This window comes from Serratia sp. X10, assembly GCF_017811775.1.
Lineage (GTDB): Bacteria > Pseudomonadota > Gammaproteobacteria > Enterobacterales > Enterobacteriaceae > Serratia > Serratia ureilytica.
Genome location: NZ_JAEIOH010000002.1, coordinates 144,090 through 156,710 on the forward strand (window position 1 = coordinate 144,090; position 12,621 = coordinate 156,710).

Annotated in this window: 13 protein-coding genes; 9 read left to right on the plus strand and 4 right to left on the minus strand. The window is 62.0% G+C overall.

Annotation, left to right across the window (positions count from 1 at the left end; genetic code table 11):
- Window positions 1–20: 20 nt before the first annotated feature.
- Together J9788_RS06180 and J9788_RS06185 are read left to right on the plus strand one after the other, a co-directional pair.
- Window positions 21–1,016, plus strand: coding sequence for a DMT family transporter (locus J9788_RS06180; protein WP_182264104.1), 996 nt, complete (start codon window positions 21–23; stop codon window positions 1,014–1,016).
- 156 nt (window positions 1,017–1,172) lie between these two features.
- Entirely contained in the window at window positions 1,173–1,802 is a 630-nt protein-coding gene (locus J9788_RS06185; RefSeq protein ID WP_182264105.1) for a CatB-related O-acetyltransferase, read from the plus strand.
- Between the two features lie 34 nt (window positions 1,803–1,836).
- Here J9788_RS06185 and J9788_RS06190 read toward each other — a convergent pair whose 3' ends face one another.
- From J9788_RS06190 to J9788_RS06200, 3 genes are read right to left on the minus strand one after another with little or no spacing between them, the layout of a single operon-like run.
- A complete protein-coding gene (locus tag J9788_RS06190; protein WP_046896304.1) occupies window positions 1,837–3,354 on the minus strand; it encodes a tripartite tricarboxylate transporter permease in 1,518 nt (505 codons plus the stop codon).
- An 11-nt stretch (window positions 3,355–3,365) separates the two neighbouring features.
- Complete coding sequence (locus J9788_RS06195; RefSeq protein ID WP_046896305.1) at window positions 3,366–3,797, minus strand: tripartite tricarboxylate transporter TctB family protein; 432 nt, start codon at window positions 3,795–3,797, stop codon at window positions 3,366–3,368.
- Window positions 3,798–3,812: 15 nt separating this feature from the next.
- The gene (locus J9788_RS06200) at window positions 3,813–4,793 is read right to left on the minus strand and encodes a tripartite tricarboxylate transporter substrate binding protein (protein ID WP_046896306.1); all 981 of its coding nucleotides are present in this window, start codon (window positions 4,791–4,793) and stop codon (window positions 3,813–3,815) included.
- A gap of 275 nt (window positions 4,794–5,068) precedes the next feature.
- On the opposite strand from J9788_RS06200, the gene J9788_RS06205 reads away from it, so the two are divergent.
- The 3 genes from J9788_RS06205 to J9788_RS06215 all read left to right on the plus strand — a co-directional run bounded on the left by J9788_RS06205 (window position 5,069) and on the right by J9788_RS06215 (window position 7,645).
- A complete protein-coding gene (locus J9788_RS06205) occupies window positions 5,069–5,398 on the plus strand; it encodes a hypothetical protein (RefSeq protein ID WP_046687556.1) in 330 nt (109 codons plus the stop codon).
- Between the two features lie 167 nt (window positions 5,399–5,565).
- On the plus strand, window positions 5,566–6,240 hold the full coding sequence (gene tctD / locus J9788_RS06210) for a transcriptional regulator TctD (RefSeq protein ID WP_033643888.1): 675 nt from the start codon (window positions 5,566–5,568) through the stop codon (window positions 6,238–6,240).
- Window positions 6,227–7,645, plus strand: coding sequence for a sensor histidine kinase (locus tag J9788_RS06215; RefSeq protein WP_182264106.1), 1,419 nt, complete (start codon window positions 6,227–6,229; stop codon window positions 7,643–7,645). The genes tctD and J9788_RS06215 overlap by 14 nt, the downstream gene beginning before the upstream one ends.
- Here J9788_RS06215 and J9788_RS06220 read toward each other — a convergent pair.
- A complete protein-coding gene (locus tag J9788_RS06220; protein ID WP_033651953.1) occupies window positions 7,642–8,562 on the minus strand; it encodes a DMT family transporter in 921 nt (306 codons plus the stop codon). The two genes, J9788_RS06215 and J9788_RS06220, sit on opposite strands and share 4 nt — an antisense overlap.
- A gap of 117 nt (window positions 8,563–8,679) precedes the next feature.
- Between J9788_RS06220 and J9788_RS06225 the strand changes: the two genes are divergently transcribed.
- The 4 genes from J9788_RS06225 (at window position 8,680) to truA (ending at window position 12,570) form a co-directional block, all read left to right on the plus strand.
- Complete coding sequence (locus J9788_RS06225) at window positions 8,680–9,453, plus strand: helix-turn-helix domain-containing protein (RefSeq protein ID WP_182264107.1); 774 nt, start codon at window positions 8,680–8,682, stop codon at window positions 9,451–9,453.
- 53 nt (window positions 9,454–9,506) lie between these two features.
- Entirely contained in the window at window positions 9,507–10,628 is a 1,122-nt protein-coding gene (gene pdxB / locus J9788_RS06230; RefSeq protein WP_182264108.1) for a 4-phosphoerythronate dehydrogenase PdxB, read from the plus strand.
- Between the two features lie 110 nt (window positions 10,629–10,738).
- Entirely contained in the window at window positions 10,739–11,749 is a 1,011-nt protein-coding gene (locus J9788_RS06235; RefSeq protein WP_046896310.1) for an aspartate-semialdehyde dehydrogenase, read from the plus strand.
- Complete coding sequence (gene truA / locus J9788_RS06240; RefSeq protein ID WP_182264109.1) at window positions 11,749–12,570, plus strand: tRNA pseudouridine(38-40) synthase TruA; 822 nt, start codon at window positions 11,749–11,751, stop codon at window positions 12,568–12,570. The genes J9788_RS06235 and truA overlap by 1 nt, the downstream gene beginning before the upstream one ends.
- Window positions 12,571–12,621 lie beyond the last annotated feature (51 nt).

Here is a 12,621-nt window from a genome sequence, read left to right on the forward strand (position 1 = left end):
GCCATTTTCCCGAGGATCTCATGTCATTACCGTCAGGCGTTTCCGCCCGGCCTTTGTTGCCCGGCGCGCGTCTCTTGCAGGGCAGCCGCCAGGGTTACGTCATCGCCATTATCAGCGCCATGCTGCTGGCCTTTACCGCCATCATCATCCGAGCGCTGACCGAATACTATCACATGCCGACCTTCGTGCTGGCGTTCTGGCGCGCGGCGCTGGTGGCGCTGGTGCTGTTGCCGCTGCTGTTGGTGGTGAAACCGCAGTGGGCGCGCCTGCGCCGTGAACAGGTATTGTTCTACGCGCTTTACGGGCTGCTGCTGGCGCTGTTCAACAGCCTGTGGACGCTGTCGGTGGCGCTGAACGGCGCATCGGTGGCGACCATTCTGACCTACTGTTCGGTGGGCTTTACCGTGTTCCTCGGCTGGGTGATGTACAGCGAACGCCTGACGCTGCGCCAGCTGCTGGTGATCGCCATCAGCCTGGGCGGTTGTTTCCTGGTCAGCAACGGCGACAGCATGGGCAATCAGCACTTCGACTTGTTGGGGCTGCTGGTGGGGATGCTGTCGGGCATCGGCTATACCCTGTATACCCTCGGCGGGCGGGTGGCCAGCGAACGGGGCTATCCGGTGTGGAACACCATTTTGTACGTTTTCGGTTTTTCGGCGCTGTATCAGCTGGTGTTCAATGCGGCGCTGACGGCGTTCCCGCTGGCGGCGTTCCACGGCATGGCCGGCGATCTGTGGTTCCTGTCGCACGGCGCGCAGGGCATTCAGTGGAGCGGCTGGCTGTTGCTGCTGGCGCTGGCCGCCGGGCCGACGCTGTTGGGCTTCGGGTTGTATAACATCAGCCTGAAAACGCTGCCGCTGGCCGTAGCCAACCTGATCCTGTCGTTGGAGCTGGTTTTCACCGCGGTGATCGCCTATTTCCTGCTGGGGGAAAACATGAATCAGCTGCAGCTGCTGGGCAGCGCGTTGGTCATGGGTGGGGTGCTGCTGTTGAAAAGCAAGACCGCCGAGGCGTGATCGGTTACCATTTCGCCTCGCAAGAGAGGCGGTAATCATGAATAACCCGAGATTGAAACGAGCGCTTATCGCTTGATGGGCCGTGTTGAGTGAACGACAACACGGCCACAGACATTCCGTTCCGTGGCTTTTATTCCCGTAACAAGAGAATACGCCATGTCCGAAAAACACTGGTCCAACACCGAACTGCTGCATCAGACGGTGACCAACCCGAATATTATCGTCAAAGGCACCCACAGCTACTACAGCGACTGCTGGGATAACGGTTTCGAACGCTCGGTGGTGCGCTATCTGCACGGCGACGCGGTCAGCCGGCAATGGCAGCCGCTGGGCGAAATAGATCGCCTGCTGATCGGCGACTATGTCTGCATCGCGGCCGAAGCGGTGATCCTGATGGGGGGCAATCACACCCATCGCATCGACTGGTTGAGCCTGTACCCGTTTATGGCAACCATCAAACAGGCGTACCGCCCCAAAGGCGATACCCGGCTGGGTGACGGTTGCTGGATTGGCATGCGGGCGATGTTGATGCCAGGGGTATCGATAGGCGAAGGGGCGATCGTCGCCGCCGGCAGCGTGGTGACCGGCGATGTTGAACCTTATGCCATCGTCGGCGGCAATCCGGCGAGGTTTATCCGTTGGCGATTCGCGCCGGAAGTCATCGCGCGCTTGCTCGCCTTGCGCATCTATGAGTTGCCTGAGGCGGACTTCGCGGCGATCCAGCCGTTGCTTGCCGATGACGATATCGATGCGTTGGAAAGGGGAATGGCGGCCCTGGGCCGTTAAACACAACGGGCGGGAAATTCCCGCCCGTTTCGCGTTACTCGGCCTTGGCCTCGATCGCCGGATGGCGGCGTTTGCGCATCAGGCGCAGCAGCGGCGGCAGCGCCAGCACCGCGACGGCCAGCACCAGCAGCGTTTGCGCGATGCTGCTGCTCCACAGGATGCCGAATTCGCCGTTGCTGATCGACAGCGCGCGGCGCAGGTTCTGCTCCAGCATCTCACCCAGCACGAAGCCCAGAATCAGCGGCGACATCGGGAAGTGCATTTTCCGCAGGATATAGCCGAACACTCCCAACCCGACCATCAACAGCAGGTCGAAGGTGGTGCTGTGTACCGCATAAACCCCCACCGCGGAAACCGCGGCGATCGCCGGCACCAGGAACCACAGCGGGATGGTCAGCATGCGGGTGAACAGGCCAACCAGCGGCAGGTTCATGATCAGCAAGATGACGTTAGCGATCAGCAGCGCGGCGATCAGCCCCCAGACGATATCCGGTTGTTCGGTAAACATCGCCGGACCGGGGGTGATGTTATACAGCGTCAGCGCCCCCATCATCACCGCCGTGGTGCCGGATCCCGGCACCCCCAACGTCAGCATCGGAATGAACGAACCGCAGGCCGAGGCGTTGTTGGCCGCTTCCGGCGCCGCGACGCCGCGGATGTCGCCTTTGCCGAAGGTGTCGCTGTTGCCGCTGATTTTCTTCTCGGTCATGTAGGTCAGCGCGCTGGCGATAGTAGCGCCGGCGCCCGGCAGAATGCCGACGAAGAAGCCGATCACCGACGAACGCAGGGTCGGGCCGGCGCACTGCGCCGCCTCTTTGCGGTTGAACAGCAACCGGCCGGTTTTACGCACCAGCTTTTGCCCGGCGCTGGTGCTTTCCAGCATCAGCAGAATTTCACTGACCGAGAACAGGCCGATCACCACCACGATAAACTGCACGCCGTCGGAGAGGTGCACGCTGTCGAAGGTAAAGCGGTAAACGCCGGTGTTGGCGTCGACGCCCACCGTCGCCAGCCCCAGGCCGATCAGCGCCGCCAGCAGCGATTTCAGCGGATTTTGGCTCATCATGCTGCCGAGGCAGGCGATGGCGAACACCATCAGGGCAAAATACTCCGCCGGGCCGAAGGCCAGCGACCAGCGGGCCAGCAGCGGCGCGAACAGAATGATGCCGCCGATGGCGATCATCGAGCCGACGAACGAGCTGACCGCCGAGATGGACAGCGCCACGCCGGCGCGCCCCTGCTGCGCCATCGGGTAGCCGTCCAGCGCGGTCATGATCGCCGCCGCATCGCCCGGCACGTTGAGCAGAATCGACGAGATGCGCCCGCCGTACTCGCAGCCGATATACACCGTCGCCAGCAGGATCAGCGCCGATTCGGCCGGCAGTTTGAGGGCGAACGCCAGAGGCAGCAGGATCGCCACGCCGTTGATCGGCCCCAGCCCCGGCAACAGGCCGACGATGGTGCCGACGAAGCAGCCAATCAGGGCGATAATCAGGTTCTGCGGCACCAGCGCCACTTCGAACCCTTGGGTCAAATACATCCAGGTATCCATCATCGCTCCCGTTAGCTCAGCCAGGCGCCGAGCGGCAGTGTGACATCGAGAAGTTGGTCAAAGGCGTAGTACAACGCTGCGCCCATGATGACGCCGGAGATGGCCGCCGCCGGCAGACTGGCCTGAAACAGCAGGCCGATGCTGAACGTCAGCAGCGCGGTCGCCAGCGGGAAACCGAGCCATTCAAACCCCCAGGCATACAGCACCAGGGTGATCACTAGCACCAGCAGCCGCTGCAGCACTTTGTGGTGCGGCCACTCCACCGCCTGTGGGCGGCGCAGCAACAACAGGGCCGCGCACAGCGCCATAAGGCTGAGGATCGCCAGCGGGAACGGGCGTGGTCCCAGCGGTTCATAGCTGTATTCGCTTTGAATGCCCCAGCCGATGAACAGCCCGCCGATACACAGCAGCAGCCAAAAGCCGGCAAAAATACGATCGCTCATGGTTTTCCCCTGCGGTTATTTGGCCAGGCCGAACACTTTCGCCTGCTCACGGTATTGGGTAACCTGATTCTTCACGTAGGCGTCTAGCTCTTTGCCTGTCAGGTTGAACTCGAACAGGCCGCGCAGATCGCGCTGCTGCTTGAATTCCTCGGTCGCCATCATTTTCTGGAAGGTGTCGATCCACCACTGATACTCCTCATCGCTGACTTTCGGCCCGACGTAGAAGCCGCGAATGATCGGCCACACCAAGCTGTATCCCTGCTCTTTGGCGGTGGGAATGTCGGCCAACTGGCCCGGCAGGCGTTGCTCGGCATACACCGCCAGCACGCGGATCTTGTCGCCCTGCAGGTAAGGCACCATTTCGCTCAGATCGCCGGATACCGCCTGGATGTGGTTGCCCAGCAGTGCGGTCACCGGCTCGCCGCCGCCTTCGAACGCCACGTAGCGCATCTTGCGCGGATCCACGCCGACTTCGCGCGCCAGCAGCGCGGTTTTCATCCAGTCCTGGCTGCCGATCGAGGCGCCGGCGCCGAACACCACGCTGTTGGGATCTTTTTGGAAAGCGTCCATCAAGTCTTTCAAGGTTTTGTAAGGCGAGTCGGCGCGCACCGCGATCATGCCGTAGTCGGTACCGACCGCCGCCAGCCATTTCACGTCGTCCACGTTGTAGCGGCCGAACTTGCCCTGGGCCAGGTTGAGCAGCGAACCGCCGGAGAAGGCCACCACGGTGCCGAACTCCGCCGGGCGCTGCGCGACGATGGCGTTGTAGGCCACCGCGCCGACGCCGCCGGGCATATAGGTGACGCGCATCGGTTTATCAATGGCCTTGGTGTCCTGCAGTGATACCTGAATCAGTTTGCAGGTCAGATCGAAGCCGCCGCCGGGTTTGGCTGGTGCGATGCACTCAGTGCGTTTGGGCGCTTCCACGGCAAAGGCCTGATTGGCCGCCAGCAGCAGGGCGGCGGCGGTAAAGGTACGGGTCATTATTTTTTTCATTGTGACTTGCCCTCGGTATTGTTCTGGTTTTGAATCCCGCCGGGTGCGGTTGCAGGATTGTTAAAACAACAACCTTTCATTTACCTTTCAGCGGACGGAAAAGTTTCCAGTCTGTGATTAGGGTCTCTTGTCGCGAGCGAACGGCGGGTGCGCTAACATAGAATGGGCGCAGAGAACAGCGCGCAAAACCGGCCAAAACCCTGCGTAATGTCAGGATTGCCGATAGTCATTCGCGTTAAAATCATCTGTAATAAAATGAATAGAGATGCAGTGATATGTTTTCGTTAGGGAAATTGTTTGGCGGCAGGGACAGCGCCAAGGTATGTGCGATTAAACGGTTGCCAGAGGTCTACGCCGAGATGGCGGGAGAAGCCGGGCAGTGTCGTTTGAAGCGCTTGCGCCCTGAGATTGGCGTATTTGAGCTGCATTTCGTCAACGCCGACGGTGAAAAGTATGCTTGCCAGATGACCGCCTGTGTGACCGGCATCGATCTGGTGTTTGCCGCCAACAACCGCTCCGTGCTGGTTTCTTCGCCGTTTACCGCCGATAAGCTGCGTCCGGTGTTGGATCTTGCTCTCGCCGATAGCCCCATCACGCTGATCTGAGGCGTCACACGAGCGCGCCCCAGTACGCATAATTGTGTGCCAGCTCCCAAAACTGGCGGCGCGGCGCTCTTTTATCCCCTTATTTTCCATGCCATTCTCTGTTATCGACCTGTTAACAGACGCCGCATCGGTGTCTGGTTGTTCAGGAAAATCAATGGAATGGGAACATGCGACTATTATTGGTTGAAGATCACCCCGAGCTGTCTCACTGGTTGCAAAAGGCGCTGACCGGCGCCGGATTTGCCGTCGACGTCGCGCCGGATGGCGTGGCCGCCGACCACCTGTTGCTTAATGAACGCTATGCGCTGGCGGTGCTGGATGTGGCGTTGCCGCGTCTGAACGGTCTCGATTTGCTGGCGCGCCTGCGCAAGCGCGGGCAGGATCTGCCGGTGCTGTTGCTGACGGCGCGCACCGACGTGACCGATCGGGTGAAAGGCCTGAATCTGGGGGCGGATGACTACCTGACCAAACCGTTTGAACTGGACGAGCTGGAGGCGCGCATTCGGGCGTTGCTGCGCCGCAGCGTCGGCGCCGCGCAGCCGGCGTTGCAATACGGCGCGTTGACCTATCATGACGAAGGTTATTTCCTGCTGGAGAGCAAACCGCTGGCGCTGACGCCGCGCGAGCTGGCGGTGCTGACCGCGCTGATGCACCGGCGCGGCCGCCCGGTGGCCAAGCAGCAGCTGTTTGAGCAGGTGTTTACGCTGTCTGACGAGGCCAATCCGGAGAGCATCGAGCTTTACGTACACCGTTTGCGAAAAAAGCTGCAGGGCAGCGACGTGGCGATCGTCACGCTGCGCGGTCTGGGCTACAGCCTGGAACTGTGCAATGCGGTGGTTTAACGCGCCGCGCTCTCTGTTTTATCAACTGCTGCTGTTTTTTGGCCTGCCGCTGCTGGCGCTGGGCGGCATCTCTATCTACACCCACTACTTCAGCGCCATGAGCGCCGCCACCCTGGCCTACGATCGCACGCTGCTGGCGTCGGCGCGCACCGTGGCGGAGCGGCTGGTGGTGCGCGAAGGCAAGCTGGTGGTCGATGTGCCTTATGTGGTGCTCGACAGCTTCGAGCGCAACATGAACGATCAGCTCTATTACGAGGTGATCTCGCCGCAGGGGAAAAGCATCTCGGGCTATGACGATTTGCCGTCGTTGCCGCCTCACATTCCACGCTCCACCCTCTATCCGGCATTGGTGCATTTCTACGATGCGGAATACCTCGGCCGGCCGATCCGCGTGGCGGCGCTGTTTCAACCGGTCAACGAGTCGGGCGTGAGCGGCATGGCGACCATTCTGGTGGCGGAAACCCTGGAATCGCGTCGTTACCTGGCGCGGCAGATGATGATCGCGGCGCTGTTGAGCCAGGGCACGGTGGTGGTGTTGACCCTGATCCTGGCGTTCGCGCTGCTCAAGCGGGTGTTGAAGCCGATGCGTAAACTCTCCGGCATCATGCTGCGGCGCGATCCGGGCGAACTGACGCCTTTGCCGCGGGTTCTTCCCTGGTCGGAGATGCAGCCGCTGCTGGTGGCCTTTAATCGTTACATCGAACGGCTGCGGCTGATGGTGGCGCGTCAGGAACGCTTCAGCGCTGACGCCTCTCACCAGCTGCGCACCCCGTTGGCGGTGCTGAAGACCCAGGTCGGGGTGGCGCTGGCCAGCGATCGGCCGCAGCAGTGGCGCGAAAGTCTGCAGGCGATGAGCGCGACGCTGGATAACACCGTGGCGCTCACCGACCGTCTGCTACACCTCTCGCGCCTGAAAGCCAGCGAGCACAGCGCCGATCGCAAGCTGCAGCCGGTCAATTTGGCGCAGGTGCTGCGTGACGCCTGTTTCTCTCGCTTGCCACAGGCGCGCAGCAAACAGATCGATCTCGGTTTCGAGGGTGAAGCGGCGTGTCAGGTCGCGGGGGAGCCGCTGCTGTTGGCCGAGCTGTGCGCCAATCTGCTGGACAACGCGCTGAAATACACGCCGCACGAGGGCGTGGTGACCGCCCGCCTTACGCGGGACAAGGCTACGGGGGAAGGGGTGCTGGAGATAGAAGACAGCGGCCCGGGCATCGCCTTGCAGGACAAGGCGTTGGCGCTGCAGCCGTTTCATCGCTTGGACAACGTGGGCGATCAGCCGGGCGCCGGTTTGGGATTGGCGTTGGTGAAGGACATCACCGCGTATCACGGCACCCGCCCGGAGCTGTTGAGCTCCGCCGCGCTGGGCGGCCTGTTGGTGCGGGTGCGTTTCAGGTTGCTGGCTTAAGCCTGTTCTTTGCAGGAATCTGCGCCTGCCGCCGGGGCTTTGGCTTTACGCGTCAGCGGCGTGCGCAGCCGCTGCGACAGGATCACGCCCAGCAGGGTGATGCCGCCGCCGATCAGGTGGTAACCGTGCAATTGCTCATGCAGGAACAGCACCGCGATAGCGGCGGTAAACACCGGCGCCAGGTTCATGAAGATCGAGGTGGTGTTGGCGCCCAGGCGCAGCACGCCCTGGATCCACAGGTACGGCGCGATGATCGAGGCCGGAATGCCGGCGAACAGCACCAGCGGCAGGTTATGGCCGTTCAAGCCGACATCCTGCGCCATCAGGAAATTCGGCAGCAGCAACAGCACGCCGAACAGGATCTGCACGTAGAGCGATTGCCAGTTCGGCAGCGCGATGGCCCAGCGTTTGGTCAACACGCCATACAGCGCGTAAGAGGCGGTGGCGAGTAGCATCATCAATTCCCCTTTGCCGATACCGTGCTGCAACAGCGCGCCGGGCTGACCGCCGCTGACCAGCCAGATCAAACCGCAGAAGGAGAGAATGCTGCCGAGCAGCACGCCGACGGTCGGCGCAATGCGCAGCAGTACGATGCTGATCAGGATGGTCAGCAGTGGGATCAGCGACACGATGATGCCCATAAACAGCGCGCTGACGCTGTGCGCCGCGTAATAGGCCAGGCTTTGATACAGCACCATGCCGAGCAAGCCGAGGATCATCAGCTTCCACCAGTTGGCGCGCACCTGCGCCCAGTTGCGAAGCACGCCCGGCAGCACAAACGGCGTCAGGGCGATCAGCGCCAGCAGCCAGCGGTAGAGCGAGATGGCCGCCGGATCGATGGCGGTGGCGGAGAGTTTGCTGACGACGGCGTTAATCGACCAAATCAGCACGGCCAGCAGGGGGAAAAGCATATTCATGACAATTATTCTCAATAGCGTCCAACATGCTGGCTAGTCTACGCGTGTCCGGTTTATCATATATAACGATATTCAGACAAAAATCGGCGTAAATAAGACAAATCACGGGACGAAACCATGCCAGAAATCCGCCATTTCCCCGAGTCGCTGATCCCGGCGCCAAACCCGGTGCAGTTTCGTTGCGAGGAGTTCAACGTCCGCACCGAATTCCAGCCGCACAGCCATACCTGGGGCCAATTGATGTGGGTCAAAGCCGGGGTGATGGTGCTGCGCATCGGCGGGCAGCGCTTTCTGGCGCCGCCGGAGTTCGTGCTGTGGACGCCGGCGGGCATCGAGCACTCCTGTTACAACCAGCGGCTGGCGCAGTGCCGCATGGTGGACATCGCGCCGGCGCTGTGCGCCGGCATGCCGGCCGATCCTTGTCTGGTCAATGTGACGCCGATCTTTCGCGCCATTGCCGAGGATTTCTATGCGCGCAAACAGTACATTCCGCAGACGGAGGCGGATTTGCGCCTCTGCCAGGTGCTGATCGACCAGCTGCATCTGTCGCCGCGCCAGCAAACCTATCTGCCGTCGTCGGACGACAAGTTTTTGGCGCCGGTGCTGGAGGCGCTGGAACATTGCCCGGCGGACAACACCTCGCTGGCGACGTGGGCGAAGCGGGTATACACCACCGAGCGCACGCTGTCTCGCCGCTGCCAGCAGGATTTGGGCATGCCGTTCAGCGAATGGCGCCAGCGCCTGCGGTTCCTGCACGCCGTGTCGCTGCTCGAACAGGGCAAAACCGTGCAGGACGTGGCGTTGGAGGTCGGCTACAGCTCCGCGTCGGCCTTTATCGTCATGTTCCAGCAGATCGCCGGCACCACCCCTGAGCGCTTTCGCCGTGCCTGATTCAGTGGCACACTATTTCGCAGACAAATAGCCGTAAACCGTCGGAGAACGCAGTGAAAATTCTGGTTGATGAAAATATGCCGTATGCGGCCGAGCTGTTCAGCCGCCTGGGCGACGTGCGGGCGGTGCCGGGGCGTCCGATCCCGCTTGAGGCGCTGGCGGATGCCGACGCGCTGATGGTGCGTTCGGTCACCAAGGTCAATGAAGCCTTGTTGGCCGGCAGCCGCATCGGTTTTGTCGGCACCGCTACCGCCGGCACCGATCACGTCGATGACGCCTGGCTGCAACGGCAGGGCATCGGGTTTTCCGCCGCGCCGGGCTGCAACGCCATCGCGGTGGTCGAGTATGTGTTCTCCGCATTGATGCTGCTGGCCGAGCGTGACGGCTTCCAGCTGCGGGATAAAACCGTCGGCATCGTTGGCGTGGGCAACGTCGGTTCGCGTCTGGACGCGCGCCTCAAAGCGCTGGGCGTGCGCACGCTGCTGTGCGATCCGCCGCGCGCCGATCGCGGCGACGCCGGGGAATTCTGGCCACTGGCGAAGTTGGTGGCCGAGGCCGACGTGCTGACCTTCCATACGCCGCTGAATAAATCCGGCCCGTATCATTCATTGCACCTGGCGAACGCCGATCTGCTGGCGGCGTTGCCGGACAACCGCATTCTGATCAACGCCTGCCGCGGGCCGGTGGTGGATAACGCCGCGTTGCTGCAGGCGCTGGAAAAAGGCAAAAAGCTGAGCACGGTGCTGGACGTGTGGGAACCGGAGCCGGATCTCGCCTTGCCGCTGTTGGCGCGGGTGGATATCGGCACCGCGCACATCGCCGGGTATACGCTGGAAGGCAAGGCGCGTGGCACCACCCAGGTGTTCGAAGCGTTCAGCCGTCATCTGGGGCAGCCGCAACAGGTGGCGCTGGCCTCGCTGCTGCCGGTGCCGGAGTTCAGCCAGATCCGTCTCAACGGCCCGCTGGATGAAGCGCGGTTAAAACGATTGATGCACTTGGTGTATGATGTGCGCCGCGATGATGCGCCGCTGCGCAAAGTCGCTGGGCAACCGGGCGAGTTCGATCGCCTGCGCAAGCACTACCAGGAACGCCGCGAGTGGTCTTCGCTGGCCGTGCAATGCGATGACAGCGCCAGCGCCGAGCTGCTCGGCAAGTTGGGCTTCAGCATCGCGTAGCGCGTAAGGTTGTCTTAAGCCAACGCCGCTACAGTGAGCGGCAAAGATTATCGGGCGGTGGCTGCACTGCCCGTCTGCTTTTATGAATGAAATACTCTGGAGAAAACCCAATGTCTGACGGCTGGAATATCGCGCTGCTCGGCGCCACTGGCGCGGTAGGTGAAGCGTTGCTGGAATTGTTGCAGGAACGCCAGTTCCCGGTGGGTGAGCTCTATCCTCTGGCAAGCGAACGCAGCGCGGGCGCCAATGTGCGCTTCAACGGCAAGTCTATTCTGGTGCAAAACGCCGAAGAGTTCGATTGGTCGCAGGCGCAGCTGGCCTTCTTCGTCGCCGGCAGCGACGCTTCCGCGCGCTATGCCGAAGAGGCCGGCAACATGGGCTGTCTGGTGATCGACACCAGCGGCCTGTTCGCCATGGAACCGGATGTGCCGCTGGTGGTGCCTGGCGTTAACCCGCAGGTGCTGGCGGATTACCGCAACCGCAACATCGTCGCGGTGGCCGACAGCATGGTCAGCCAACTGCTGACGGCGATCAAACCGCTGACCGAACAGGCGGGGCTGTCGCGCCTGCACGTCACGACGCTGATGTCGGTATCCTCGCGCGGCAAGGCGGCGGTGGACGATCTGGCTGGCCAGAGCGCGCGTCTGTTGAACGGCATCCCGGCCGAAGAAGGCGTTTTCACTAAACAGCTGGCGTTTAATATGCTGCCGCTTGTCGCCGACGAGCAGGGTAGCGTGCGCGAAGAACGCCTGATCGTCGATCAGGTGCGCAAGGTGCTGCAGGACGAAGGGTTGCCGATTTCGGTGAGCTGCATCCAGTCGCCGGTGTTTTATGGCCACGCGCAGGTCGTGCACCTGGAAGCGCTGCGTCCGCTGTCCGCCGAAGAGGCGCGCAGCGAGCTTGAAGAGGTCGAGGACGTTCAACTGAGTGAAGAGGACGATTACCCGACTCAGGTCACCGAAGCTTCCGGCAGCGATGCGCTCAGCATCGGGTGTCTGCGCAACGATTACGGCATCCCCGAGCTGTTGCAGTTCTGGACGGTGGCGGACAACGTCCGCTTCGGCGGCGCGTTGATGGCGATCGAAACCGCCGAGCGTCTGGTGCAGGAGCAGATGTACTGATGTCTGAGGTGGTCTCGCCCACTCAGCCGACGCTGAAGGTAGCGCTGGGCATCGAATATGACGGCAGCCGTTACTACGGCTGGCAGCGGCAGCAAGAAGTGGCCAGCGTGCAGGAACGGCTGGAGCAGGCGTTGAGCAAGGTGGCGGATGCGCCGATCAACGTGCTGTGCGCCGGGCGCACCGACGCCGGGGTGCACGCCACCGGGCAGGTGGTGCACTTCGAAACCACCGCGCGGCGCAAGGACGCCGCCTGGACGATGGGCGTCAACACCCATTTGCCGCCGGATATCGCGGTGCGCTGGGTGAGCCCCGTCGCTGATGATTTTCACGCGCGTTTCAGCGCCACCGCGCGCCGTTACCGCTATATTATTTTCAATCATCGCTACCGGCCGGCGGTGTTGCAACAGGGAGTGACGCATTTTTATCACCCGCTGGACGCGGACCGCATGCATCGGGCGGCGCAGGCATTGCTGGGCGAGAACGACTTTACCTCGTTTCGCGCGGTGCAATGCCAGTCGCGCACCCCGTGGCGCTGCGTAAAACACGTTAAGGTTACGCGCTACGGCGAATATATTGTGGTAGATATCAAGGCGAATGCCTTCGTGCATCACATGGTTCGCAACATCGTCGGCAGCCTGATGGAGATCGGCTGCGGCAATCAGGATGAGAACTGGATGGCCGAGTTGCTGGCGCTGAAGAATCGCAATCTGGCGGCGGCGACGGCGCGAGCCGAGGGGCTGTATCTGGTTTCCGTGGACTATCCCGACCACTTTGGCATCCCGCGGCCGCCGATGGGGCCACTGTTTTTACCCGACGATTAAACGCCGGCACGCCTGAAAGCGTCGCTCCCTTGTGCTTCTGCCGGGTGATTG

What these genes read in the sequence shown, in the direction of transcription:
- tctD (WP_033643888.1), top strand. Translation starts at nt 5,566, where the DNA reads ATGCGACTATTATTGGTTGAAGATCACCCCGAGCTGTCTCACTGGTTG.
- J9788_RS06190 (WP_046896304.1), bottom strand. Translation starts at nt 3,354, where the DNA reads ATGGATACCTGGATGTATTTGACCCAAGGGTTCGAAGTGGCGCTGGTG.
- J9788_RS06185 (WP_182264105.1), top strand. Translation starts at nt 1,173, where the DNA reads ATGTCCGAAAAACACTGGTCCAACACCGAACTGCTGCATCAGACGGTG.
- J9788_RS06225 (WP_182264107.1), top strand. Translation starts at nt 8,680, where the DNA reads ATGCCAGAAATCCGCCATTTCCCCGAGTCGCTGATCCCGGCGCCAAAC.
- J9788_RS06200 (WP_046896306.1), bottom strand. Translation starts at nt 4,793, where the DNA reads ATGAAAAAAATAATGACCCGTACCTTTACCGCCGCCGCCCTGCTGCTG.
- J9788_RS06195 (WP_046896305.1), bottom strand. Translation starts at nt 3,797, where the DNA reads ATGAGCGATCGTATTTTTGCCGGCTTTTGGCTGCTGCTGTGTATCGGC.
- J9788_RS06235 (WP_046896310.1), top strand. Translation starts at nt 10,739, where the DNA reads ATGTCTGACGGCTGGAATATCGCGCTGCTCGGCGCCACTGGCGCGGTA.
- J9788_RS06215 (WP_182264106.1), top strand. Translation starts at nt 6,227, where the DNA reads ATGCGGTGGTTTAACGCGCCGCGCTCTCTGTTTTATCAACTGCTGCTG.
- J9788_RS06220 (WP_033651953.1), bottom strand. Translation starts at nt 8,562, where the DNA reads ATGAATATGCTTTTCCCCCTGCTGGCCGTGCTGATTTGGTCGATTAAC.
- J9788_RS06205 (WP_046687556.1), top strand. Translation starts at nt 5,069, where the DNA reads ATGTTTTCGTTAGGGAAATTGTTTGGCGGCAGGGACAGCGCCAAGGTA.
- J9788_RS06180 (WP_182264104.1), top strand. Translation starts at nt 21, where the DNA reads ATGTCATTACCGTCAGGCGTTTCCGCCCGGCCTTTGTTGCCCGGCGCG.
- truA (WP_182264109.1), top strand. Translation starts at nt 11,749, where the DNA reads ATGTCTGAGGTGGTCTCGCCCACTCAGCCGACGCTGAAGGTAGCGCTG.